We start from the raw sequence: 24,104 nt of genomic DNA, 5'->3' as shown, positions 1-24,104 counted from the left end.
CCCGTCCCTTCCCCCGTCGGGTGCGCGGTTCCGAACCCTACGGTCTGCGACGGGGGCACGGCAGCCGATCACACCGAATCCTCACCTGCCCGAATCCCCTGACGCCGCATCGTGCCGGGTCGGCCCGGTGGGCGAGGAGCACGGCCTCGACCCGGTTCTCCGGTCCGTCGGCGAGCAGTTCGGGGATCAGCCGGCCGAAGCCGGAGGCGTCCGCGAAGGCGCCGTGCACCAGCACGACGGTGGGCGTGTTGTTCTCGGTCATGGTCAAGTCCTTCGGATCAAGGGGGAGTTCGGACAGCGGGACGACCTCAGGCCAGGAAGTCCGCGCCCGTCCCGTTCTCCCCCGGGCGCACTCCCCTCGGCCGATCCGCGCACCGTTGCCCGCCGAGGGCTCGACGGTGCGTCACCTCGCCCGCCCGGACGGCCGCTGGGGCGCGCCGAGATAGGTGAGCACCGCGAGGACCCGCCGGTCACCGCTATCCTCCGGGGGGAGGTCGAGCTTCCCGAAGATGTTCCCGACGTGCTTGTGCACGGCCCGTTCGGTGACCACGAGCCGAGCGGCGATCTCGGAGTTCCCGTACCCCTGGGCCATCATCGCGAGCACCTCGCGTTCGCGTTCGGTGAGCCGGGACAGCGGGTTGCCGTGCGTCGCGAACAGCTGCCGGACGACGTCCGGGTCCAGCGCGGTGCCGCCGGCGGCGACCCGGTGCAGCGCCTCCAGGAAGTCGTCGATGCGGGCGACCCGGTCCTTGAGCAGGTAGCCGACGCCGGCGCCGTCGGCGAGCAGCTCCCTGGCGTAGGTGTCCTCGACGTACTGGGAGAGCACCAGGATCGGCAGACCGGGGACGTGCTCCCTGGCGCGCAGCGCGGCCCTGACGCCCTCGTCGGTGAAGGACGGCGGGAGGCGGACGTCGACCACGGACACGTCCGGCCGGTGGGCGACGGCGGCCGTGACGAAGGACTCGGCGTCCCCGACCGTGCCGAGCACCTGGTGGCCCAGCGCGTCCAGCAGCGCGGACAGGCCTTGCGCGAGCAGCGCGTTGTCCTCGGCGATCAGGATGCGCACGGGCACTCCACGGTGATCACGGTGGGCCCGCCGGGCGGGCTCTGCACCAGCAGGACGCCGTCCACCGCCTCGACGCGCTGCCGCATGCCGCGCAGCCCGGTGCCGCCGCCCTCGGCGGCCCCGCCCCGGCCGTCGTCGGCGATCTCCGCGCGGACGGCGGCGCCGGTCCTGGTCAGGGTGACCGACACGGATGCGGCGCGGCTGTGCTTGGTCGCGTTGGTGAGCGCCTCGGTGACGGCGAAGTACACGGCGACCTCGATCCGCGCCGGCACCTCGCCGAGTTCGCCGACGTCGAGGGTGGCGGGGACGGGGCAGCGGGCGACGACCGCCGCGACCGCGCCGGCCAGGCCGCGGTCGGCGAGGATCGGCGGGTAGACGGAGCGCAGCACGTCGCGGAGCTCGGCCATCGCCTCCTCCGCGCCCTGTCGCGCCCGGGTGAGCAGCGGACCCACGGCCGCCGGGTCGGAGCCGAACGTCCGCTCGGCGAGGCCGAGTTGCATGGCGAGGGAGACCAGCCGGGCCTGGGTGCCGTCGTGCAGGTCCCGCTCGATACGGCGCAGTTCGCTGCCGTGCGCGTCGATCGCCCCGGTGCGCGTGCGGTCCAGCGTCGCCACGCGTTCGGCGAGGACCGCGGCGGCCGAGGGGGCGAGCAGCCACCGGCTCACCGACGCGGCGAGCCCGGCCACCAGGGGCGGCCCGAACAGGGCGAGCAGCACGCTCAGCAGGAACTGGGGCACCCCGACGCCGAGCACGGACCACCAACTGCGGATCGGGACGTTCAGGATCAGCCGGATCGGCTCGTCCGCGGGGAACAGCCACCACAGGCCCGCGAGCACGAGCACGGCCACGGGGAACAGGAACAGCGCCACGCCGACGATCCCGAGCACGGTGCCGGCCACCATCGCGCCGGGCGCCCAGCGCAGGTCCCGACCGGTCGCCGGGTCCGCCAGCATCGTCATCAGGCGCCTTTTCCCGTGCGGCCCGGCCGCCGCCACCGGCGCCGCCGCCCACCGGCCGAGCCGCACCCGATCGACGTCGGCCAGGCGGCGCAACAGCCGGAGCTCGTACGGCAGGACGAGCAGGCCCGGGCCGACCAGGCAGAGCACGGACGAGTAGACGAGCGCGGGCACCAGCACGATCAGTGCCAGTCCGCGGCCGAGGAGGGCCGCGCAGTAGCCGGTGGCACGCGCCGAACGGGCGGCCACCGCACGCGTTTTCGACAACCTGTTCACGGTGGCCAGTCTTTCCCGTCCGGGTCCCCCGGCGCAGTGGAGCCAGCTACACCATCGATCGACGAGCCTGCACGATCGTCCCGACCGGCGCCCGGTTCGTAGCGTCCCGGTCATGAAACCGAACCCGCCCTCCGGCCTCCTCCCGTTCCTCTCGATCAGCTTCGTCGGGGCGTGGCTCGCCATGGTGCCGCTCTGGCTCGACGGCCTCCGCCGGACCAGCGCCGCGCAGGGCACGCCGCCGCTCGCGGCGGCGTGCACGATCCTGATGATGCTGGTGCCGGCGCTGACCGCCTTCGGCCTCACCGCGCGCCGCCACGGCCTGCGCGGGGCCGCCCGAATCCTCGGGCTCGCCAGGGCCACCCCGTGGCGGCACGAACTCCGTTCCGTGGCAGTCGCGTTGACGATCCCGCTCGGCCTCACCGCCGCCGGCCTGGCGGTGGCCGCACTGGCCGGCCGGTACAGCCCCGCGCACCTGCCCGGTCCGGGCACGATCGCTCCGCTCGTGCTGAGCGCGCTGGTGTCGCTTCCGCTGTACTTCGGCGAGGAACTCGGCTGGCAGGGCTACCTGTTGCCGCGGCTGCTGCACCACGGCAGGACTCGCGGCCTGCTGATCGGCGGCGCGATCTGGGGAGCCTGGCACGTCCCGATGACCGCGCTCGGCGGAAGCTACCCCGGCCACTCGGTCCTGCTGGGCATACCCGTCGCCGTGGTCACCGCAATGCTGCTCGGCACCGTCATCGCCACCGTCCGGCTGTCCACCGGCTCGGTCTGGGCGGCCGTCGCGGCGCACGTCTCGCTCAACGAGTTCGCGCTGCCGCTGACCCGCGAGGTCTCCGACCGCCTCGTCGACCCGCTGTTCGCCGGGCCGCTCAGCATCTCCACCTGGCCGATCACCGCCCTCGCCGTCCTGGGCGCCTGGCTGGTCCACCGCCGGCGGGGCACGGCCGGCGCCGCCCCGGAGCCGAGCGGATCCCACGACCGCGCTTCCTGACGGATCCGGGCCGCCGACCGACGTCGGCGGCCCGGACCACACCGCGGTCGGCCCTCAGGGGTTCAGCCGGTAGCGGCCGGACCCGCGGGCCAGCAGCCCGTCGTCGACCAGGGCGCGGCGCAGTGCGACCGCGTCCACCGGACCGCCCTCGCACCACGGCCGCAGGCGGTCGGTGACCGTCCGCTCGTCGTACACCTCGCCCGGCGCGAAGGTGGCCCCGGCGAGGTGCCCGAGCACCGCGCGGCGGGCCTCCTGGTCCTCCTCGGGCAGGTCCACAAGGACGCCGCCGCGGATCCGGCCGCGCAGCCGCGGGTCGGGCTGCTCCTTCGCCGCCTCGTCCGCGACGCGACGGGCGGCGGCGTCCGCGGCGGCGGCGAGGGCGTCCTCGTTCAGGGCCACCGTGCCGCGGCCCTGGACGAGCAGGCCGGCCCGGACCAGCCGCCCGATGGCGGGGGCGGCGTCCGGTGCGGCGAGCCCCGAGACGGCGAGGACCTCGGCGGAGGTCGTCGCACCCAGGGCGACCGCCGAGAACACCCGGCGCTGGATCGGGTCGGCGAGCTGGACGGCGAGGTGATCGGGTGTCATGCGGGGAACGCATCCTCTCCGAGGCGGTGTGGTCCGGGATCGAAACCGGACACAATTCACGTTACCCGCAACCGAGTTCGATGCCGAACCGGTTTGGCGCCGCCCGGCCCGGGGGCCCGCTCGGCCCGCGGTGTGCTGCGCCCGCCACTGGCTCGGCGAGACGCCGTACGCGGCGCGGAAGGCCCGGCTGAAGTGCGCCGGGCTGCCGAATCCCCAGTGCTGGGCGACCGCCGCGACCGACGGGCCGGGCCGGGACAGGTCCTGGGCGGACGCGTCCAGCCGGGACCGCAGGATCAGCCGGCTCACCGTCGTCTCCTCGTCCTCGAACAGCCGGTGCAGGTGGCGCAGCGAGATGTGGTGCGCCCGGGCGATGGTCTCCGGCGACAGGTCCGGGTCGCCGAGGTTGCGCCGGATGTGGTCCTTGACCCGCTCCAGCGAGGCGGCGCCGTGCAGGCCCTTCGGCCGCTCCCGCCCGCAGCGGTCGTCGATCAGCAGCGCCAGCAGGTCGAGCGCGGTCGCCGCGGCCCGCCGCCCGACCGCCTCGTCCAGCGCCGGCGCCTCCCGGGCCATCCCGGCCAGGTAGGTCGCCACCAGCGCCGCGCTGCCCTCGCCGGGGCCGAAGGTGGTGGCGGTCAGCGCTCGCAGGTCCCGCTCGTGGACGTCCAGTTCGGCGCGCGGGAAGTGGAAGGACGTGAACGTGAAGTCCTCGTCGACGCGCTTGCGGAACACCCGGGACGCGTCGGTGATCGAGAACTCCCCGGGCCGGATCGACGTCTCCCGCCCGTCCTGCTCCTTGAGCGAGGTGCCGCGCTGCTGGAGCGTCAGGATCAGCGACCCGGCGTCCTCCCGGGCGATCAGCTGCCTGGTCCGGGTCACCATCTGCGGCCCGGCCTTGACCTGCAGGATCCGCACCTGGCCGAGCCGGTGGCCGACGATCGTCCCCGGCGGCGGCTCGTCCTCCAGGAACTCCACCGCCATCGGCACGAACGCACTGGCCACCGCCTGGTGCCAGCACTCCGCACGGTCGGCGGCGGTCAGCGGCTCGGCGGGGAGCTCGGCGGACAGCGGACTTCCTCCCTCGGGCCGGCCCGTCCGGAGTCGGCGTCGGAATCACACCATCTCCGGGCCCCGGGGCCCAAAAACTCCGGAGCGCCGGCGGGAGCGACAACTCCTGCCGGCGCCCGGCTCATTCCCGTCGGTCCGTCAGAGTGCGGACACCCAGTACCGGTCGAAGGTCATCGTCCCGTTGCCCGAGGCGCCGGTGCGGGTGCCGGTCGTGGTGGTGGCCAGGGTGTACCAGGACTCGACGTAGTCCGGGTCGTCGGTCCACCAGGACGACGGCATCGCGTCGATGACCGCGTTGACCAGCGGGATGTACGCGCCCTGGTCGGTGATGGTCAGCAGCACCGCCGCCAGCGCCTTGGCCAGCGAGGAGTAGTTGGTGTCGCCGTCGTCCTCCATCATCACGACGTCGGCCAGGTTGTACTTGTACAGCGACCAGTTCACCAGGATCTGGTTCGGGTAGTACGTCTTGTTGGCGTCGTCCAGGTACGGCATGGTCACGGTGTCGACCCGCACCTTGCCGTCCAGGCCGAAGCCGGTGACCAGGTCGAAGATCTCCGCGGCGCCCTTGAACCAGGGCTCCTTGACGTCCTTGACCGTCACGGCGGTGACCCGGGTGGTCCAGAAGCCGGCGGCGGCCGCGGCGGTGTTCACCGGCGCGCTCACCGGGGCCTGCAGGCCCGCGGCGGCCAGCTCCTGCCGCAGCACCTTCATCCCGGCCTCGGTGGCCTTGTCGGTGTCCACGTCCACCAGGATGACCGGACGGTCGGGGGCGTGGTCCGCGGCCAGGTCGTACGCCTTGCCGGTGCTGTCGTACGCGACCACCGCGGTGGCGTTGTCGTCCGACGGCGAGGACGCCACCAGCGGCTCCACGCCGTCGACCGCGGCGCCGACCAGGCGGGCCTGGAGCAGCGAACCGGTGTCCGCGCCGAGGCCCTTGGCGTCGGCGACCTGACGGTCCGCCTTCGCGAGGTGCGCGCCGAGACCGGCCGCGCCCTTGGTGGCCGAACCGGCGGTCAGACCGCGCAGATCGACGGCCTTGCCCTGGGACAGGGCGCCGGCGACCTGGTGCCGCCAGGCCGGGTCACCGAGCGAGAGGGCGAGGGAGCGCGCCGCGCCGTCCTCGATGGCGTCCACCGCCGAGACCCGGGTCGCGTGCCGCGAGGGGGCGGACGCGGGGGCCGCGGACGCGAGGCCCGGGGCGGCGGTGACGGCGAGACCGGTCAGCGCGACACCGGTCAGCACCGCACGGAACCGCTGTGCAGAGTGCAGGGAGAACATGGGGGAGCCTCCACCTGTGGTGGCCGCCCGGATCCCGGGCAGGCCATGGACGCCGGACCCGGATCGGGTCCGACGTGATGGTTCCTGGAGCGGCACCATGGTGGGGTATCGGGCGTCTACGCGAATAGACCTCGTGTGACCGTCCAGTACGACCGGTCATGAAGTGTCCGTAATGTCTGTGCCAAATCGTGACCGTGTCTGCTCAAAATCTCCCGAGCGAGCGCGAAAGCAGGGAGAGCGCGACCGGGGGTCACAGGTTCTTCTCGATCGCCGCCAGGTAGTTCCGCATGAAGTGGTCCCGGATCCCGTCGCCGGTGGGCGAGAACGCGTCGGCCGCCAGGCCTTTCGCCCGGTTGGCGAGGTCGCCCACCGGGCCGGCGCCCTTCTCGTGGATCCGGCCCGAGGAGTCGATCCAGCGCAGGACGTCGACGTGGGTGAAGGCCGGTTCCGGCGGCAGTTGGGGCACGATGTCGTTGTTGTTGACGAAGCGGTGGCTCCGGTCCTTGAGGCCCTTGTTGTAGGCGGCGGCCAGCAGTCGGTCGCAGGTCCGGGGCTGGCCGAAGGTGATCACGCCGTCGGCCCGGAGTTCGGGGGCCTCCAGGAGCAGCCGGGCCGCGGCCAGCATGGCGAGCGCGCCGCCGAGGCTGTGCCCGGTGAACCAGACGGTCTGCCCGTTGGTGCGGAGTTCGGCGACGGCGTCCTTGACGGTCGGGAAGATCGACTCCAGTGCCTCGGCGAAGCCGTAGTGCACGTAGCCGGTGGCGGCCGGCCCGGGCCAGGGCGGGGTGGTGCCGTCGGAGAGCCAGTCGCGGATCTCCTTGGGCTCGGTGCCGCGGAACGCCGTGATGATCATCCGGTCGCTGGCCGCCGTGTACGCCTGGGTGTCCTGGAGCGGGAACGGCGGGGTGAACGCGGTGACGTGGTGCCGGACCGTCGGGAAGCCCCAGTCGCGGGTCTGCTGCTCGACGGTGGCGTCGTCCTGGTAGGCCAGGTCGGAGGCGCGCGCCAGCCAGTAGGCGTGCGGGAGGCTGTAGTCGGTGACGGTGTGGTCGAGCGTGGTGGGAACGGCCACGGGCGGTGGGTCCTTCCTCGGTGAGCAGACGAACGAAAAGGGTGGCCGCCATCGTGCGTCGCACCGGCGGTCGCCGCCCGACAACCCGGGGCCGGACACGCGGGCGCTGGGGGGCGCAGTGGGCGCACTCCGTCGGCGGTCGCGCCCCCTGGGGCCGGTCCGGTCGGTCCTGTCGGATCGGCGCGATCGGCCGGACCGGCCCCGGTGCGCACGGTCGGCGCGGTGGCTGTACCGGGGGCGCTCCGGGCGCAGATGATGGTGCCGCCCGTGCACCCGTCGATCCGAGGAGACCGTTCCGTGGCCGAAGAGCCCCTGCCCGAGGCCGAGTTGTGGCTGTTGCTCGGCCCCGCCGTCCGGGAGTCCCCGGTGGCGAAACGGCTGGCCCGGGATTTCGCCGCGGCGTTCGGGTCGCGGTTCGCGGTGGTGTCGACCGATCGGGTGCTGCTGGGCGTGACGGGCGGGAAGCTGACCCTGCACGATCTGGCGGGGCGTCCGATCACGCCGCCCCGGGCGGCCGTGGTGCGCCTGGCGATGACCCCGTTGAGCACCGACCGGGAGATCACCCTGCTGCGGCAACTCCAGGCGATGGGAACGCAGTTGATCAACCCGCCGGAGGCGATCCTGACCTGCGTCAACAAGTTCTGGCAGCTTCAGGCGCTCGCCGGGGCAGGCCTGCCCGTCCCCGACACCCGCACCTACACCGACACCCGGCCGGACCTAGCGGTGGCGGCCGGGATCCCCGAGCCGTGCGTGGTGAAGGCGGTGCGCGGCAGCGGCGGCCACCAGGTGTTCCTGGCGCGGGACGCGGCGATGGTGGCCGATGTCCAGGGCTGTCTGCGTCCCGACGTGCCGTTCCTGTTCCAGCGCTACGTGCGGCACTCGCACGGCCGCGACCTGCGGGTGATCGTGGTCGAGGGCCGCGCGGTGGCCGTCGGGCTGCGCAGTTCCGCCAACGGCCTGATGCAGTCGAACGTTTCGCTCGGCGGCACCGTCGAGCCGTGCCCGGGCCGCTTCCCGGTGGCGGAGCAGCTGGCGGTGCGGGCCGCCGAGCAGGTCGGCCTGGTGCTCGCGGGCGTCGACCTGCTCTTCGAGGAGGACGGCGCCTTCACCCTGTGCGAGGTGAACGCCAACGTCCGCTGGGGCGCGCGGGTCACGCAGGTGACCGACGCCCTGATCGCCGCCTGCGCAAGCAGGTTGACGTAGCGTCAGATCCGGTACAGCGCCACGTAGCGGGCCGGATCGCGGCGCAGTTCGCCGTCCCAGCGCGCCAGGGTCTGTTCGGCGAAGGTGCGGCCGGTGGCGACGATCTCGTCCAGCGGGTCGAGCAGGCCGGGCACGTGCGGGGGTTCGAGTCCGGCGGCGACCCGGGCGTCCAGGCCGGCCCGGGCGAGGCGCAGCAGTTCGGCGGCCAGCGGGCGGACCGGGGTGTCGCCGAGGCGGGTGTCGAGGCCGCGGACGGGGAGTCCGGCGCGCGCGGCGCGGTGCTCGGCGGCGCTGTGACGGCCGGTCAACTCCCAGGCGGCGTCGCAGGATTCGCGGTGGTAGGCGAGCCCGGTCCAGAGTGCGGGCAGCGCGGAGAGGTGGGGGTGGGGCGGGCCGTCGGCGCCGCGCAGTTCCAGGGTGCGGCGCACCCGGGTGTCGGTCCACAGCTGGTCGAGGTGGGCGGCCCAGCGCCGCGGGGCGTCGTCGAGGCCGTGGCCGAGCAGTTCGGCGAAGCTGCCCTCGGGGGCGCGGTGGTGGCGGCCGTCGCGGGTGCGGTAGTGGATCAGCGGGATGCCGAGCGCCCAGTCGACGACGTCCTCGGCGCCGACGTCGGGCCGCAGTCCGGGGGGCAGCAGGCCGGCCCGGCGCGGGTCCATCCGCAGCCAGGCCCAGCTGCGGTGGGACAGCAGCCCGCACGGACGGCCCTCGTGCAGGGGGGAGTTGACGAGCAGGGCGGAGACCACGGGGGCGACGGCGGTCTGCATCCGCAGCTTCCGGGTGAAGTCGGCGGGGTCGAGGAAGTCGAGGGTGGCCTGGGTGGAGAGCGACAGCGCCATCACGTGCGGGGCGCGGGCCCCGGCCGGGCCGAGGTCGGCGAAGTACTGGCGCATCAGCGCGCCCCGTGACATCGGCACCCATTCGACGTCGGCGAGCCGGCCGAACGGCAGGTTGCCGCCGGGGACGAGGGCCAGGTCGAAGCCGGCCGCCAGGTCGGCGAGCCGGGCCAGCGCGGCCCGGACGTCGTCCATGGTCTTGCCGACGCCGGGCCCGGGGGTGGAGGAGTACTCGATCTGCCCGCCGTGCTCCAGCGTGACGGTGCTGCCGTCGGGCAGCCGGACGCCCGTCAGGCAGTCGCCGTCCTGCTCGGGTTCGCCGCCCCAGTGCCGAAGTACCGCCTCCAGCACGGCGCGTACGCCGCGCGGGCCCGAGTAGCGGGCACCGATTCCGGTGACCGGGTCGAGCAGGCCGCACTCGACCTCGACGCCGACCTGTTCGGCGCCGCCCGGGGCGGGCGTCAGCGGGGCGAGCAGCTGCGCCCGGTCCATCACGGGGCGCTCACCGGGGCGGCGGTGCGGGCCTGCCGGGCGTGGTCCAGCAGCGCGCCGACGGCGCCGAGCGCGGACTGCGCGGCGCCCTGGCACCAGGCGTGCGCGCCGGACAGGTGCTCGCCGGCGAAGAAGATCCGCGGCCGGTGCGCCGGGTGCGGCGCGCCGAGCACCGACAGGTAGCGGGTGTGCTCGCCGGGGGTGAGGTGGGCGAACGCGCCGCCGCCCATGCCGGTCTGCACGTCCCAGTTGCAGTGCACGATGTCGTCGACGTCGCCGGTGATGCCGGGGTGCAGCTTCTCCAGGCACTCCAGCACCAGCGCCTCCCGGTCGGCCTGTTCCAGCGCGGCGAACCGGCGCGCGTTGGCGCCCCACAGGTAGGCGCCGAGCAGCGCGGCGGGTTCGGCGGAGCGCAGCCGGTCGCGGGCGTCCCAGCGGGGGGTGCCGGAGCCGTTGACGCCGCCGTCGGAGCGCACCGCGTTGTCGGACGGGTACCAGCACTGCTGGATCGGCAGGTCGGTGAAGCTGCCGCCGCCGTGGATGCCGTCCTCGATCTCCCAGCGGCGGTGGGTCACGTGCAGCACCGTCTTGGCGCTGGACGCGTAGCTGATGCCGCGCACGGCGTGGCGCTGCGCGTGCGGCAGGCCGGGGGTGACGGCGATCTGGTCGAGCGCGGGGGCGGGGATGCAGCAGACCACGAAGTCCGCGTCCTCGTCGAGCCGCCCGCCGATCCGCCTGCCGCGCACCCGGACGCCGTCGGCGCGCAGCGCGAGTTCGTCGATCCGGGTGGACAGCCGCAGGGTGCCGGGGCGCAGCGCCCGGACGAAGGAGTGCACCAGGGCGTCCATGCCGTCGGCGAGTTCGACCTGGCCGCGGTGGAACAGGCCGAAGTAGTCGACCAGGACTTCCAGCAGCGAGGACTGCTCGTAGTGGGCGAGGCCGCTGGCGTGGCCGAACAGGTCCCAGGCGTCCTGGGAGAGGTGCTCGTGGACGTACTGCCACAGCGACACCGAGGCGGCGCGCTCCAGCGCCGGGTCGTCCCACCGGCCGTCGAGGGCGCGGCGCTGCTGTTCGACGGTGAGGGCCCGCCAGACGGGGGCGAGGATCCGGTCCAGCAGCGCGGACGGGGCGTGGCGCTCGTCGGGGCGCAGCGCGAAAGCGGGGAACAGCGCGGCGACCTCGTGCACCCGGACCTTGCTGCCGCGCAGGTGGTAGTAGGCCTGCGGGTTGGCGTTGACGAAGGGCCGGGTGGCCAGCCGGAACCTGTTCACGTAGTGCAGCACGCAGTGGTGGTTCGCGGGGATCCGCATCGCGCCGAGGTCGGCGTGCGTGCCGTCCCAGAACCGGTGGGTGCGGATCCGCCCGCCGGGCCGGTTGCCGCGTTCGTACACCGCCACGTCGAAGCCGCGCCGCTGCAGCTCGTACGCGCACACCAGGCCGGCGATGCCGGCCCCGATCACGACCACCCGCCCGCCCGGGCCGGCGGTCGGCGTCAGCAGGGCGCGGGGGAACGCAAAACTGGTGTCGAACATCGGGACCCCTATCGGTGCGCGAACCGCGCGACGCCCCGGTCTCTCGCCCGCCCCCGTGGGTCGACCGGATCTCGCCGCGCCTCCCCGACACCGTCCCACCGGCTCGCCCGGTTCGCATCCGGGGCTCCCGGCGGCCGGCCCCCCACCGGCCGTCCCCCCTCGGCCGCCGGTCGGGTCATCGGTTCGCGGACGGCGCCTGCCTGTGCTGGAGCCACCGGCCGACCAGGGACACGGCCACGGTGAGGGCCAGGGCCAGCAGGGCGTCGACGCGGGAGTCGGCGAGGACGATCATCACGGCGTACAGGCCGAGCAGGGCGATCAGCACGGCCCAGGTGAGGCCGGGGAACAGCCAGACGGCGGTGCCCTCGGCGGGGCGGCGGCCGTCGGCGCGGTCCTGGCGGCCGAGCACCAGGTGGGCGGCGGCGATGCCGATCCAGGTGACGTAGACGGTGTCGCCGGTGATGTCGACGAGCCGGCCGAAGGCGTCCGTCGGGTGGACCACTTCGAGCACCAGGCAGACCGCGGCCAGGGCGGAGGTGAACAGGATCGCCGTGTGCGGGGCGCCGCGGCGGGAGATCCGGGCGAACAGCGACGGCGCGTCGCGGTCGCGGGCCAGCGCGAACAGCATCCGGGAGCTGGCGTAGACCTGGGAGTTCATGGTGGAGAGCATCGCCGCGAACAGCACCACGTTCAGCACGGTGGACGCGCCGGGCATGCCGAGGTGGTCCAGGGTGGCGGCGAACGGGCTGTCGCCGACGGCCGCGCTGTTCCACGGGAGCAGCAGCACCACGACGGACAGCGAGCCGAGGTAGAACACGGTGACCCGCCACATGATGGTGCGGGTGCTCTTGCGGATCGCGGCGGCCGCGTCCTCGGCCTCACCGGCGGCGATGGTGACGATCTCGGTGCCGGAGAAGGAGAACATCGCGCCGGAGGTGGCGATGACGATCCCGCTGACGCCCATCGGGAGGAAGCCGCCCTGACCGAGCAGGTTGTCGGTGCCGGGCGCGGGCGTGCCGGGCAGCAGTCCGGCCACCGCGACCAGGCCGACGCCGATGAACAGGGCGATCACGGCGACCTTCACCCAGACCACCCAGAACTCCATCTCGCCGTAGGCGCGGACGGAGCCGAGGTTGACGGCGGTCACCACGGCGAGCATCAGCACGGCGATCAGCCAGACCGGCACGGCGGGGATCCAGCCGTGCACGATCCGGCCGGCGGCGATCGACTCGATGCACATGCCGAGCGGCCAGCCGACCCAGTAGATCCAGCCGCTGGCGAAGCCGGCCCAGCGGCCGAACGCCAGGCGGCCGTACACCGCGAAGGCGCCGGTGTCGGGGCGGGTCACCGACATCTCGGCGAGCATCCGCATCACCACGATGACGATGACGGCGGTCAGCGCGTAGGCGATCAGCACGCCCGGACCGGCCTGCTGGATGCTCACGCCGGAGCCGACGAACAGCCCGGCGCCGACCGCGCCGCCGATGCTGATCATGGTCATGTGGCGGCTGAGCAGGCTCCGCGACAGCTGCGCCCCGCCGGCCGCGACGGCCGTGTCGTGGGCGTCCTCGACCAGCCGGGCCCCGGTGTTCTCTCTGACGTCGCTCACGATCGCCGCTCCACTCCGTGCCGGGCCTCCACCTGGTTCAGCAGCGCGCGGAACAGCGGCAGCCGCAGCGCCGCCACGGGCTCCAGCGCCTCGGGGTGCCACTGGACGCCGACCGTCCAGGCCGCGTCCGCGTCGCCGGTCAGCTCGACGGCCTCCACGCAGCCGTCGTCGGCGCGGGCCGACACCACGAGGCCCTCGCCGACCCGGTCCACCGCCTGGTGGTGCCCGGACGCCACCGCGATCCGGTCGCGGCCGAACGCCTCGGCGACCGCGCTGTCGGCCGACAGCACGACCTCGTGGGTGGCCCACTCGATCCCGGGCTCCGGGTTGTGGGCGACGTCGGTCGGCGCCATGTCCACGTGCAGGGTGCCGCCGCGGACGATGTTCAGCAGCTGCATGCCGCGGCAGATGCCGAGCATCGGGCGGCCGTTGTCCAGCGCGTACCGGACCACGGCCTCGTCGAGCCGGTCCTGCACGGGGTTGACGTCGTACAGCGACGGGTGGTTCGCATCCTCACCGTACTTGGCCGGGTCGACGTCCCCGCCGCCGGGCACCACGAAGCCGACGCACTCGGCCAGCTCGGCGTCCGACGGGTTGCCCTCGGCGTCCGGCTGCAGCAGCACGGGGCGGGCGCCGGCGGCCCGGACCAGGTCGACGACCTGCTCGAAGATCGCGTTGGCCTCGCCGATGCGCACGTCGGCGCCAGGAGCGTCGCCGTCGCTGAGACGGACGGGTATCCCGATGAGGGGTTCCGGGTGATCGGTGACGCTCATAAGCTCTCCATGGCCGGCTTGCGGATGAGATGCGAAATCTAGAAGATAGATTTCATGGATGGCAAGGGGTGGACCCAACACATCGAGCCGGTGCGTGCCGCGGGGGCGGCCGAAGCGATCGCTCGTCGGCTCGGCGAGCTGATCGGCGCGCGGATCCTGGTCGGGGGTGACCGCCTGCCGCCGGAGAAGACCCTGGCCGAGCTGTTCGGCGTCGCCGTGATGACGGTCCGCCACTCCATGGCGGTGCTCCGCGAGGACGGCCTGATCGAGACCCGGCGCGGCCGCGGCGCGGGCACCTTCGTGGTCCCCGACATCCTCACCCGGATCGGCGAACTCACCGCCCTGCACCCGTACACCCGGGCCGACATCGAGGAGCTGACGGCCTGGCGGATCGCGGTCTCCGGCGAGGCCTCGGCCCGGGCCGCGCTGCGCGCCTCCGAAGCGGGCCTGGCCCGGATGCGCGAACTCGAGGACGCCGCCGACGCGGTCGTCGCCGACGCCGAGGCCTACCGCACCGCGGACGCCGGCCTGCACCTGTACATCGCCGAACTCTCCGGCTCCAGGCGGCTGTTGGAGGCCGAGCAGGGCATCCAGCACGAACTGACCCGGCTGCTCGCCGGCCACCCCGGCGGCACCGAGTCGCGCAGCACTCCCTCCCAGCGCCACCGCGCCCTCGCCGGGGCGATCGAGGCCCGCGACCCGGCCCGCGCCCGCAAGCAGTTCGCCGTCCACGCGGCGGCCACCGCGGACCTCTGCCTCCCCTTCGTCCAGGAGCCGACCGAGTCCTGAACTCCCCCCGAGATCAAGGGAATCCGGCCGGCCGACGCCCGCTGTTCGCTGTTCGCCGTTCGCTGATCGCCGCGTGGCGACGGTGCCTGTCGCAGCCGTGAACGAGCGGCTCTGACAGGCACCGTCGCCACGCGCGTCAGACGATGTCGAACTCGTTGCCCTCGGGGTCCTGCATGGCCGCGGCGTACAGCCCCGTGCCCGGGTCGTCCCTGATCTTCACCAGGGTGGCGCCGGCCTCGACGAGTCGGTCCGCTGCATCCCTGACCCGCCGCGCGCGGACGTCCAGCGGGACGTCACGTCCGCCACCGACCTTGAGGTCGAAGTGCCACCGGTTCTTGGCGGTCTTCGGCTCCGGAACCTGCTGGAACCACACGCGCGGTCCACGACCCGTCGGATCGACGATCGACTCCGGAACATCGCCGGCACCGGCCGGCAACTCCTCCGCGGGCACCCCCACCGCCTCCCAGTAGGCGCGCCACGTGGCGTACCCGTCGGGCGCGGGCTCGGGCACATAGCCCAGGGCCCGGGCCCAGAAGGCCACCATCCGCTGCGGATCGGAGCAGTCGATCGTCAACTGCACTGTCATCTCCATCCCCGGAGCCTCCCAGACGGGTCTGACGCGACAGGCCGCTCAGCAGCCCAGCGGCGTGTACGCGGACCTGGTCTGCGCGAACTGCCGGCCGGCGTGGGGACGGCGGCGACCGGGAGGACGGGCACCGCGCTGCCGCTGGAGACCGCAAGGCCCCCAGCATCCGGTCCTGGTCGGAGAAGGGCATCCGGGACATCGGCATCGCGTCCGTGAGCGGTGTCGGCCGCTTCCTCCAGGTCCGGCGGCTCGAAGCAGATTGGCGGCGGATCGGGCCGGTCGCAGTTGCGCGCCGTCTCGCGCGGCCGGGCGCGACGAGCACGGGTGCGATGGCGGCGACGCCGACCAGCAGCAGCGCCGCCGGCCGGCCGGCGGCCGGGAATGCGGAACGTCCGGACAACTCGGCCCCCCTTGTCGTCGTTTGCGGTGCCCCGAAGAACGGCGAGCGCGAGTGAACACTCCGTCAACACCGGATCGGCGTCGCGCACCGTGCCTGTGGGAAGATCCGCAGGTGAGTGCCATATCGTCGCCCCGCAAGCCGGTCCAGATCTGCACGGACCCCGGCTGTTCGCAGCCCACCGCGTACCGCACGCGGGCACGCGGCGCCTGGTGCGACGACCACATCACCACGATCCTGCGCGCCGACGGCCTGGAGCCGCTGGAGCCGTTCGAGAAGCCGAGGGCCTGGCGGCTGACCAGGTGCCTGACCTGCGGCTGCGAGGCGCACTACCGGTTCGAGTACTCGCTGGACCGGAACAGGGCGGGCGAGACGGCCTGCCGGGCCTGCTACTGGCGCGGGTGGGCCCGCGAGTCGCGGCAGAACCAGGGCCCGTACGCGGACCTGACGCCCGTCCCGGTGGAGCAGGCGCGCGCCCACGCGGAGCAGCACGGCTACGACCACCTGGCGGCGCTGACCGAACCGTCGCTCGCGGACGACCCGCACCACGTCCGCTGCCGGTACTGCGGGCGGATCAGCGCCGAACGGCTGGGCGACATCGCCTTCGGCTGCCGGTGCCAGACCAACCCGAGCCGGGCCCGGCAGACGTCCAACGCCCCGGGCGAGAAGCAGCGGGACCTGCTCAAGGACTCGGGCCTGCCGGTCCTCGCCTGGTGGGATCACGAGGCCAACGACACCGCGCAGTGGGAGACCGTCACCCTCACCGCGCTCCGCGAGGTCGCCTGGCGCTGCCCCGACTGCGACCTGCGCTTCACCGCCCGGGTCAGCCACATGCTGCACAGCCGGCAGTGCCCGGCCTGCGAACCGACGCACCGGGCCGAGCGGGACGCCGAGCTGGCCCGCCTGGCGGTGACGCCGGTCGCCGACGTCCCCGCACTCCTCGACGCGTGGGCCGACGAGGCGGACCCGCGCTCGGTGTTCGTCGCCGGCGACCTCACGCTGCGCCGCTTCCGCTGCCCGCAGGGCCACCACCCGCGGGTGTCCCCGCTGCGGTACCTGCACTCGGGCTGCCCGTCCTGCCGGAGCCGGAGGACCGCCGAGGCCCGGCAGCAGATCGAGGCCGTCGAGGCGGCCCCGTTCCGGCTGAGCCCGGAGATCGCCGGCCAGTGGCATCCGAACCTCAACGGCCGCACCAGCCTGGCCAAGATCTCGCCCAGGTCGCGCCGCACCGTGTGGTGGCAGGACCCGAACTGCGGCCACGAGTGGCAGGAGACGCCCGAACAGCGCGACAAGGGGCAGCGGCTGCGCTGCCCGGTCTGCCGCACCATCCTCGACTCGCTGGCCTTCCACTTCCCGGACCTCGCCGCCGAGTGGTCCCCCGCCAACCCGCTCTCGGCCTGGCAGGTGCGCCCGACGGCGCAGACCGCGTTCGTCCCCGCCTGGACCTGCTCCGACGGTCACACCTGGCACGCACCCCTGGCCTCCCGGGCGAACGGCAGCGGCTGCCCCGAGTGCCAGGAACACGGCAAGTCACAGGTCGAACTGGCCCACCACGCGGCCGCCCAGCGCATCTTCGGCGACGCCGCGTCCGGCCGGACCGTACGCCACGACGCGTTCGCCCGACGCAACACCTGGTCCGTCGACATCACCGTCCCGCTCCCCGACGGCCACACGCTCGCCATCGAGTACGACGGCTCCTACTGGCACGCCGACAAGGCCGCCCTCGACACCGAGAAGTCCCTCGACCTCCTCGCCGCCGGCCACCTGGTCGCCCGCCTCCGCGAACACCCCCTCCCACCCCTGCCCGTCACCCACCCCGACTACACCGAGTTCACCGTCCACTCGACCGCCCCACGCCCCGACGAGGTCATCGAGCGGGTGAAGAACTGGGCCACCACCCAACGGAGTTGAGACCACTCGGACCCGGCGGGCCTGCACCGCTCACCGACGATCAGCACGGCCGGGCCGGTCCACTCGACGCCCACGCCACCGACCGGACGCGGCCGAAGGAATTTCCGCGAGCCACGGAGTCGAACGCACACAGGCCCGCCCGCGCGACCGACCGAGCACAGTCCGTGCACGGTCACCAGCAGTGACGGCCCCGGCAAGACCTCCGGACACGGCCCAACTCCTGCTCGAACAAGGTGAGTCAAGGGTTCCGTTTGCGCCGCGCTGGCTCGATCGCCGCCTTGCGACCGATCGTTCGGTTTCCTAGCGTGATCCGACACTCACATTGAGTAGCCGCTCACCCAACCGGGAGCCGCGAATGACCGACTTTGTCGAGCCGATCGAGCCGACTCCGTACATCGTTGAGCAGAACCGGGCCGCCGCGGCCACCGCGCCGGCCCCGAACCCCGACTTCGAGGACGCGACCCGCTACCTGATCGCTCCCCCGGACGTCCCCGCCATCTTCTATGAGCAGCCGCATACGTTCAGCACCTGATGGTGTGGGGAGAATTGGAGCCCACCCGTCCGGCGGCAATGGTCTGTTCAGGCGGCGGGGTAAGTGGACCCAACCCTGATGGTGCTGAGCGGCCTGCGGAGTCCCACCTCCACTGCCGGCATGGACCCGACGACACGGGTACCGGGCCGCAACGGCTCTGCTTTACGGATCAGTGCGGCAGCCACAAGGACTTCCCAATCCTTGGTGCGTGAATCACTCATCGTGCCGGACCAGGGTGGCGCGCTCGACGGTTCCACGGTTCCATGCTGCGCGCCGAAAGCGCTGCACTGCCCCCCCGATCGTCGGTACGGTAGCTGCCTGTAGCTGGTTGGGCACGATCCGCGGGGGCCTGCGGTGGAGGACGGCAGCAAGTCGTTCGGGGCATTCGTCTCGCTCCGGCGATCGATGTTGGGGTGGACGCAGCTGCGGCTTGCCATCGAGGTCGGCCGCAGTGAGGACTGGATGTCCCTGGTCGAGCGGGACCTGCAGCAGGTCAAGGATCTGACCCTTCTCCGGCGCATCGCCGAAGTGTTGGGCGTCGACCTCTCCGAGCTGATCGCCCTGCCGCAACCGGCTTCCGACCGCGTGAGGTCACGCTCCCGGAAGCCCGCCTCGGCTACGCTGACGAGCACTTCAGCCAACGAGGAGGACGATGTGCGACGCCGCCCGTTCATGGCCCTGGCGGCTGCCGCCCTCCTCGCCCCGGCTGTCGGTCAGCAGACCGCGTACGCGGATTCGGCCGTGCCGTTGGCCGGTCTGGAAGACCTCCTGCTGTACGGAACGGGCCGGGTTCCGGCACCTCGACGTGAGCCGACCGTGGAATCCGTCGCCACTTCGCTGGTGCGATCGCGCTCGGAGTTCAAGGCAGCACAGTACGACACCCTGGCCGGTGCCCTGCCTGGTCGGATCACGGCTGCCCAGTCGGTCGGGACGGCCGAGGAGCGTGCTCGCAATGTCGCCCAGCTCTACAACATCGCTGTCCGGCTGTGCATCAAGGTCGGCGACAACAACCTGGTGGCGGTCACCGCTGACCGCGCGCTGACCGCCGCCCGCCTGGGGGGAGACCCCCTGGTGATCGCCGAAGCCCAGCGGATGGTCTCCAGTTCCTGGCGACGCCAGGGAAACCTGGCCCGGGCGACCGACATCGTGGTGGTCGCGGCTGAGGGCCTCCTCGCCGACACCTCGGTGTCGGAGGCCGCCCGCTTGACCGTCCGTGGCGACCTGTACGCCACTGCCGCCTACACCGCGGCGAAGACCGGCGACCGCCCGTACGCCCACGCCCTGATCCGGGAGGCCGCCAACAGTGCCGCCGCTGCCGGCCGGGTCACCGGCCTGGCGGACGGCGTCCAGAGTGTCGCCCTGCACGAGTTGTCGGTGCACTACGAACTCGGCGACGCCGGCCGGGCGATCGCGCTGGCCCGCACGATCGACCCCACCATGCTGCCGACCGCCGAGCGTCAGGCCCGCTTCTTCATTGACGTGGCCCGTGCGTTCGACCAGTGGGGCAAGCCCGAGCAGTGCTTCAAGGCTCTGCTGGCGGCCGAGGAAGCCGCGCCCCAGGAAATCCACCGAGGCGCTGTCCGGGGCCTGGCCTCCGGCCTGCTGCGGCACGACCGAAAGCTGCCCGGTGTCCGGGACTTCGCCGCCCGAGCCGGCATCCGGATCGTCTGACCCGTAGCCGGGCTACGGCTCGTAACGCGGCTACGGATCCGACCTTCGCTCCGGCGGTTCACTGGGGAACGTCAAACCCCCGCCCCGCTGCCGAAGGCCCTTCATGCCAACGATCAGCACCTCCGTGCCCGCTGCCGGCGGTCCCCGGTATGCCGCCGTCCGAGATCGGGACCGGCGCGGTGCATTCCTGACCGTTTCCTGGGCCGCACAGCACTTGGCGGTGCCCGCCCTGCTCGGCTTCTCCGACCGCCACCAGATCGAAGCCCGCCCCAGACTTTGGCGACCGCACCGGATGCGTCCGTCTCGTAGGTCGTGACACTCTCCCCCTCCTTCCGCTCGCTCGCCCGAGAGGAGAGCCGGTCATGCACCGGTTTCCCGAAGCGCCCACGGTCAACGCCGAGTTGGAGCGCATCGACTTCCGAATCACCCCCGAGTACTACATCGACACCGCGCAGGTCATCGACCCCGTGGTGCTGCGTCTCCTGAACTGCTGCCCGACTGTGTTCGGGATCAAGAAGGCCGTCGCCGACCTGCTGGCCGGCCGCCTGGACATCACGCTGCCCGAGCCCGCCGGGGTCATCGAGCCCGGAGCCACCGTCCGCGGCCCGGTCATCGCCGCGGCCGGCGCCGTCATCGCCGAGGGCGCGTTCGTGACCGGTCCGGTACTGGTCTGCCCGGGCTCAGTCATCGAGGCCGGCGCCCGGGTCCGCGACAACACCGTCATCGGCCCTGGCTGCCGCATCGGCTTCGGAGCCGAGGTCACCCGCTCCCTGCTGACCGGCGGCATCTTCATGAAGCACACCGGTTTCGTCGGCGACTCCGTGCTCGGTCTCGGCGTCAACATCGGCGCGTTCGTGTCCACCACCGGCCTGCGGATCACGTCCGGGCCGGTCACCGAACCGGCCACCGAGGAAGTCTGTGCGCACCTCGACGGTCGGCGCATAGCCACCGGGCAGACCAAGTTCGGCGCGGTGATCGGTGACGGGGTGATCGTTCCCGCCGGCACCGTCCTCCAGCCTGCCACCCTCATCGGCGCGCACACCCTGCTCTACCCGAAGACCCAGGTCGGGGGTTTCTTCCCGGCCGGAAGCCAGGGAAGGTGACCATGCCCACCGCCGACACCACCACGACGGCCGACGAACGCGCAGTGCGGATCACCGGCGGTCGCCGCCTGGTCGGCACCACCACTGTCCAGGGCAGCAAGAACATCGCCCTGCACCTGTACGCCGCCGCGATCCTCGCCGACGAACCGCTGACCCTCCTCGGTGCCCCCGAGATCCTGGACACCGCCGTGGTCGCCGACATCCTGCGCCGCACCGGCACCCGCGCCACGGTGACCCACCGCGAGTTCGCCACCCGACCGGCCGGCTCCTGTCTCCCCGTCGTCCCGGACGACCTCGGACGGCGCATCCGCACCACCGCGGTGCTGGGCGGCGCACTGCTGGCCCGCGCCGGCGAGGTCACCTTCCCCACCCCTGGCGGGGACGCCTTCTGCGTCCGCCGCATCGACCGGCACCTGGCCGCGATGGAAGCCGCCGGGGCCGAGGTCGAGGTCGGCCGGGGCCGGGTGCGGGCCCGCCTCACCGGCAAGCGGCTGCCGTTCAACACCGACGCCGAGACCCGCTCGTGGGGCCCGAGCCTGGGGGCGACGGTCACCGCGATGCTGTTGGCCGCGCGGACCCCGGGTACCTCCACGATCCGCAACCCCAGTGTGGAGCCCGAGGTCACCCATACTGCCGCCCTGCTCTCGCAGGCCGGCGTAGGCATCGAGTGGCGGGGCCGAAAAGCACTGCACATCACCGGCGTTGATTCTCCGTCCCGCCGGACCGACTGGAAGCCGCCACCCTCGCGCTGGCCGCCGTCATCACCGGAGGCACGGTCCACCTGGACGGCTTCCCGCCGGCCGCGTTCCCGGACGGCCTGGTGTCGGTGTTCGCCGATGCCGGAATCCGGATCGACCCGTTGGACGGCGGAACGGTCGTCAGCAGCCCGGCCGGGCCGCGACCGGTACAGCTGGCCACCGGCCCGCATCCGGGCTTCCCGACCGACGTGCAGCCACAGCTGACCGCCTTCCTCACCCAGGCCGAGGGCGCCTCCCGCATCGACGAACGGATCTACGTCCAACGGGACACCCATCTGCCCGCGCTGGCCGCATTCGGCGCGACCGTCAACGCGAGCGGGCCGGTGATCACCGTTCGGGGACGGTCCGCGCTGAAAGCCACGGACGTGGTCGGCGAGGACATCCGGGCGGTGACTGCTCTGGTGATCGCCGCCCTGGCCGCCGAGGGCGCCTCTACGATCCGGGGGATGTACCACCTGCGGCGCGGATACGGCGGACTGCTGCCGAAGTTGGCCGCGCTCGGTGCCGACGTGACGATCGATCAGGAGATGCCGTGACCCTCGCCGTACCGTGGAAGCCGAACGCGCTCGCCGACCTGAGCGAGTGCCTGGACCTGATGACGGCCGATGGCACCGTGCCCGGCGGCGTCATCGCCCACGGCACCTTCGACAGTGAGCCCGGCTTCCTTACCTCCGGCGTCGTCGCCCCCGAGTGCGGCGGTGCCCGACCCGGCCAGGACACGGTGTACGACGTGGCGTCGCTGACGAAGGTGCTGGCCACCTGGCTGCTGGTCGGCACCTCACTCATGGACGGCTTCACCCTGGACACCCCGGTCCGCGAATGGCAGTCCGACATCTCGGACGAGGCGCCCGGCGGCCGGGTGACGGTCCGCCAGATTCTCGCCCACACCTCCGGGCTGCGGGCCGACACCCGCCTCGACCAGTACCGGAACCGCGTCGAACCGCTGGCCGAACTGATCTGCGCGGAGCCGCTGATCGCCGAACCCGGCACCGGCCACCGCTACATCAACCGCGGGTTCGTCCTCCTCGGCCTGGTCCTCGCCCATCACCGCGGCCGACGCCTCGACGAGCTGGCTGCCGAGATCTGGCAGGACCTGGGCATGACGAACACTGCCTACGGGCCGGTGACTCGCTCCGCCCAGGTCGCCCCGACCGAGCGGCGCCTGGAGGGCGGCCCCCGGCTGTGGGGAATGCCGCACGACGACAACGCCGCGCTGCTCGGCGGAGTCGCCGGCCACGCAGGGGTGTTCACCACCCCGGCCGACCTCGCGGTGTTCGCCGCCCACCTACTGACCTCGCACGCCACCGACGGACCCCTGGGCCGCTGGCTCGCCCACAGCATGCGACCCCAGGCCGCGATCGAACCCGGTCTCGACCGTGGCCTGGCCTGGATCCTCGCCGACGAGGGCCGGGTCGCGTACCACCACGGCTTCACCGGAACGAGCCTCTACCTCGCCCCGGCCACCGGCCGCTACCTGGCCATCTGCACCAACGCGGTCTACCACCACCAGGACAACCGCACCCGACTCGCCCCGCTGCGGAGCCTTGCCCTCAAAGCGATCACCGACGCACCTCAGGGAGGCCGACCGTGCCCAGCACCACGCTCGCGGCTCTGACCACCCTTCGGCTCGGCGGTCCGACCGGCGATGTCCTACGGATCACCGACCCCGACGACTGGTTCGAACTGGTCCGTGGGATCGGTGCCCGGCAGGAGGACGCACCCCTCACCCTCGGCCGCGGAAGCAACGTCATCGCATCGGACACGGGCCACGAGGGCATCGTCGCCGTGATGAACAACCGGGGCATCGCCGTGAAGCGGCTGGACGATGTCACGGTGGCCGCGACCGTACAAGCCGGCCACCCGCTCGGGGACCTCGTCCAGTGGGCCGCAGCCGAACACCTCGCCGGAATCGAGTGCCTGGCCGGCATACCCGGCACAGTCGGCGCCGCTCCGGTCCAGAACGCCGGCGCATTCGGCCAGCAGGTCTCCGACACCCTCTCCCAACTCAGCGCCTGGGATTGGGACATGGGCCGACAACGGACCCTCCCTGCCCGGGCATGCCGCCTCCGTTACCGCCACAGCCGCTTCAAGACCCAGCCCGGCCGCTGGACCATCCTCACCGCGACGTTCCACCTCACCCGCTCACCGGCTGCCCCGATCGTCTACCAGCCCCTCGCCGACGAACTCGGCGTCCCTGCCGGGGCCCGCCCGCCCGTGGCCGAGGTGGCCGCCGCCGTCCTCGCCAACCGCTGCCGCCGAGGGCTGCTGCTCGACCTCCACGCTCCCGACGCCCGCCAGGCCGGATCGGTCTTCCTCAACCCACCCGTCACCGCAGCCCAGGCCGCTTGCTGGACGGCCGCCGGGTGCCCGGTCCACCGCGACAGCGACGGACAGCCGCGGGCGAGCGCCGGCTGGCTCCTGGAGCACCTCGGCTACCGCCCCGGCTGCGAGATCGCTGCCGGTATCCGCTGCTCGGACCGCCGGACCCTCACCCTCACCGCCCACGACGGGGCCACCGCAACGGGTCTTGCCCAGGCACTCACCGCGCTCTCCGCCCAGGTCGAAAGCGCCACTGGCATCGTGCTCCAACCCGAGCCGGTGCTGGTCGGCACCTGGCCGTAAGCAG

General features: G+C 73.0%; 20 protein-coding genes and 1 pseudogene. 10 read left to right on the top strand and 11 right to left on the bottom strand.

What is annotated here, in order from left to right; genetic code table 11:
- Positions 1 to 37: 37 nt before the first annotated feature.
- The 3 genes from CG736_RS38895 to CG736_RS12665 all read right to left on the bottom strand — a co-directional run bounded on the left by CG736_RS38895 (position 38) and on the right by CG736_RS12665 (position 2,289).
- Positions 38 to 262, bottom strand: a complete 225-nt coding sequence (locus CG736_RS38895; protein ID WP_198520469.1) for a hypothetical protein — start codon at positions 260 to 262, stop codon at positions 38 to 40.
- A 141-nt stretch (positions 263 to 403) separates the two neighbouring features.
- Entirely contained in the window at positions 404 to 1,066 is a 663-nt protein-coding gene (locus tag CG736_RS12670) for a response regulator transcription factor (protein ID WP_100586287.1), read from the bottom strand.
- Complete coding sequence (locus tag CG736_RS12665) at positions 1,054 to 2,289, bottom strand: histidine kinase (RefSeq protein WP_198520468.1); 1,236 nt, start codon at positions 2,287 to 2,289, stop codon at positions 1,054 to 1,056. Before CG736_RS12665 ends, CG736_RS12670 begins: the two co-directional genes overlap by 13 nt.
- Positions 2,290 to 2,410: 121 nt before the next feature.
- Here CG736_RS12665 and CG736_RS12660 point away from each other — a divergent pair, with 121 nt between their 5' ends.
- The gene (locus tag CG736_RS12660; RefSeq protein WP_100586285.1) at positions 2,411 to 3,289 is read left to right on the top strand and encodes a CPBP family intramembrane glutamic endopeptidase; all 879 of its coding nucleotides are present in this window, start codon (positions 2,411 to 2,413) and stop codon (positions 3,287 to 3,289) included.
- 54 nt (positions 3,290 to 3,343) lie between these two features.
- Here CG736_RS12660 and CG736_RS12655 read toward each other — a convergent pair whose 3' ends face one another.
- The 3 genes from CG736_RS12655 to CG736_RS12645 form a co-directional block, all read right to left on the bottom strand.
- On the bottom strand, positions 3,344 to 4,873 hold the full coding sequence (locus tag CG736_RS12655) for a helix-turn-helix domain-containing protein (protein ID WP_100586284.1): 1,530 nt from the start codon (positions 4,871 to 4,873) through the stop codon (positions 3,344 to 3,346).
- 204 nt (positions 4,874 to 5,077) lie between these two features.
- Entirely contained in the window at positions 5,078 to 6,217 is a 1,140-nt protein-coding gene (locus tag CG736_RS12650) for a DUF3103 family protein (protein WP_100586283.1), read from the bottom strand.
- Between the two features lie 250 nt (positions 6,218 to 6,467).
- Positions 6,468 to 7,289 (bottom strand): lipase family protein, encoded by an 822-nt coding sequence (locus tag CG736_RS12645; RefSeq protein ID WP_100586282.1) that lies wholly within the window; start codon positions 7,287 to 7,289, stop codon positions 6,468 to 6,470.
- A gap of 297 nt (positions 7,290 to 7,586) precedes the next feature.
- Between CG736_RS12645 and CG736_RS12640 the strand changes: the two genes are divergently transcribed.
- Positions 7,587 to 8,492: a RimK family alpha-L-glutamate ligase gene (locus CG736_RS12640; protein WP_157815549.1), complete on the top strand. Its 906-nt coding sequence runs from the start codon at positions 7,587 to 7,589 to the stop codon at positions 8,490 to 8,492.
- Between the two features lie 2 nt (positions 8,493 to 8,494).
- Here the strand turns inward: CG736_RS12640 and CG736_RS12635 are convergent, their stop codons facing one another.
- The 4 genes from CG736_RS12635 to CG736_RS12620 form a co-directional block, all read right to left on the bottom strand.
- Positions 8,495 to 9,817 carry a glutamate-cysteine ligase family protein gene (locus CG736_RS12635; protein ID WP_100586280.1) on the bottom strand — a complete coding sequence of 441 codons (1,323 nt, stop codon included), beginning with the start codon at positions 9,815 to 9,817 and terminating at the stop codon, positions 8,495 to 8,497.
- Positions 9,817 to 11,349: an NAD(P)/FAD-dependent oxidoreductase gene (locus CG736_RS12630; RefSeq protein WP_100586279.1), complete on the bottom strand. Its 1,533-nt coding sequence runs from the start codon at positions 11,347 to 11,349 to the stop codon at positions 9,817 to 9,819. Before CG736_RS12630 ends, CG736_RS12635 begins: the two co-directional genes overlap by 1 nt.
- 175 nt (positions 11,350 to 11,524) lie before the next feature.
- A complete protein-coding gene (locus tag CG736_RS12625) occupies positions 11,525 to 12,958 on the bottom strand; it encodes an amino acid permease (protein WP_100586278.1) in 1,434 nt (477 codons plus the stop codon).
- Positions 12,955 to 13,731: a gamma-glutamyl-gamma-aminobutyrate hydrolase family protein gene (locus CG736_RS12620; RefSeq protein WP_100586277.1), complete on the bottom strand. Its 777-nt coding sequence runs from the start codon at positions 13,729 to 13,731 to the stop codon at positions 12,955 to 12,957. Before CG736_RS12620 ends, CG736_RS12625 begins: the two co-directional genes overlap by 4 nt.
- Positions 13,732 to 13,785: 54 nt before the next feature.
- On the opposite strand from CG736_RS12620, the gene CG736_RS12615 reads away from it, so the two are divergent.
- Entirely contained in the window at positions 13,786 to 14,520 is a 735-nt protein-coding gene (locus tag CG736_RS12615) for a FadR/GntR family transcriptional regulator (RefSeq protein WP_100586276.1), read from the top strand.
- Between the two features lie 136 nt (positions 14,521 to 14,656).
- Here CG736_RS12615 and CG736_RS12610 read toward each other — a convergent pair whose 3' ends face one another.
- Positions 14,657 to 15,112, bottom strand: a complete 456-nt coding sequence (locus CG736_RS12610; RefSeq protein WP_100586275.1) for a VOC family protein — start codon at positions 15,110 to 15,112, stop codon at positions 14,657 to 14,659.
- Positions 15,113 to 15,617: 505 nt separating this feature from the next.
- On the opposite strand from CG736_RS12610, the gene CG736_RS12605 reads away from it, so the two are divergent.
- From CG736_RS12605 to CG736_RS12575, 7 genes and pseudogenes are all read left to right on the top strand, one after another.
- Positions 15,618 to 17,414, top strand: coding sequence for a zinc-ribbon domain-containing protein (locus tag CG736_RS12605; RefSeq protein WP_198520467.1), 1,797 nt, complete (start codon positions 15,618 to 15,620; stop codon positions 17,412 to 17,414).
- A gap of 355 nt (positions 17,415 to 17,769) precedes the next feature.
- Positions 17,770 to 17,946, top strand: coding sequence for a hypothetical protein (locus CG736_RS36140; RefSeq protein WP_157815548.1), 177 nt, complete (start codon positions 17,770 to 17,772; stop codon positions 17,944 to 17,946).
- Between the two features lie 354 nt (positions 17,947 to 18,300).
- Positions 18,301 to 19,617, top strand: coding sequence for a helix-turn-helix domain-containing protein (locus CG736_RS12600; RefSeq protein ID WP_100586274.1), 1,317 nt, complete (start codon positions 18,301 to 18,303; stop codon positions 19,615 to 19,617).
- Between the two features lie 362 nt (positions 19,618 to 19,979).
- The gene (locus CG736_RS12595) at positions 19,980 to 20,720 is read left to right on the top strand and encodes a hypothetical protein (protein ID WP_100586273.1); all 741 of its coding nucleotides are present in this window, start codon (positions 19,980 to 19,982) and stop codon (positions 20,718 to 20,720) included.
- Positions 20,721 to 20,722: 2 nt separating this feature from the next.
- Positions 20,723 to 22,014: pseudogene (locus CG736_RS38585) on the top strand (UDP-N-acetylglucosamine 1-carboxyvinyltransferase).
- Positions 22,011 to 23,093 (top strand): serine hydrolase, encoded by a 1,083-nt coding sequence (locus tag CG736_RS12580; RefSeq protein WP_232733954.1) that lies wholly within the window; start codon positions 22,011 to 22,013, stop codon positions 23,091 to 23,093. The pseudogene CG736_RS38585 and the gene CG736_RS12580 overlap by 4 nt, the downstream one beginning before the upstream one ends.
- A complete protein-coding gene (locus CG736_RS12575) occupies positions 23,066 to 24,100 on the top strand; it encodes a UDP-N-acetylmuramate dehydrogenase (RefSeq protein WP_157815547.1) in 1,035 nt (344 codons plus the stop codon). The genes CG736_RS12580 and CG736_RS12575 overlap by 28 nt, the downstream gene beginning before the upstream one ends.
- Positions 24,101 to 24,104: the final 4 nt, after the last annotated feature.

This window comes from Kitasatospora sp. CB02891 (assembly GCF_002803145.1).
GTDB classification, from domain to species: domain Bacteria; phylum Actinomycetota; class Actinomycetes; order Streptomycetales; family Streptomycetaceae; genus Kitasatospora; species Kitasatospora griseola.
Note: the sequence above shows the minus strand (reverse complement) of the source record. Positions and strands in the feature narration are given on the sequence as shown.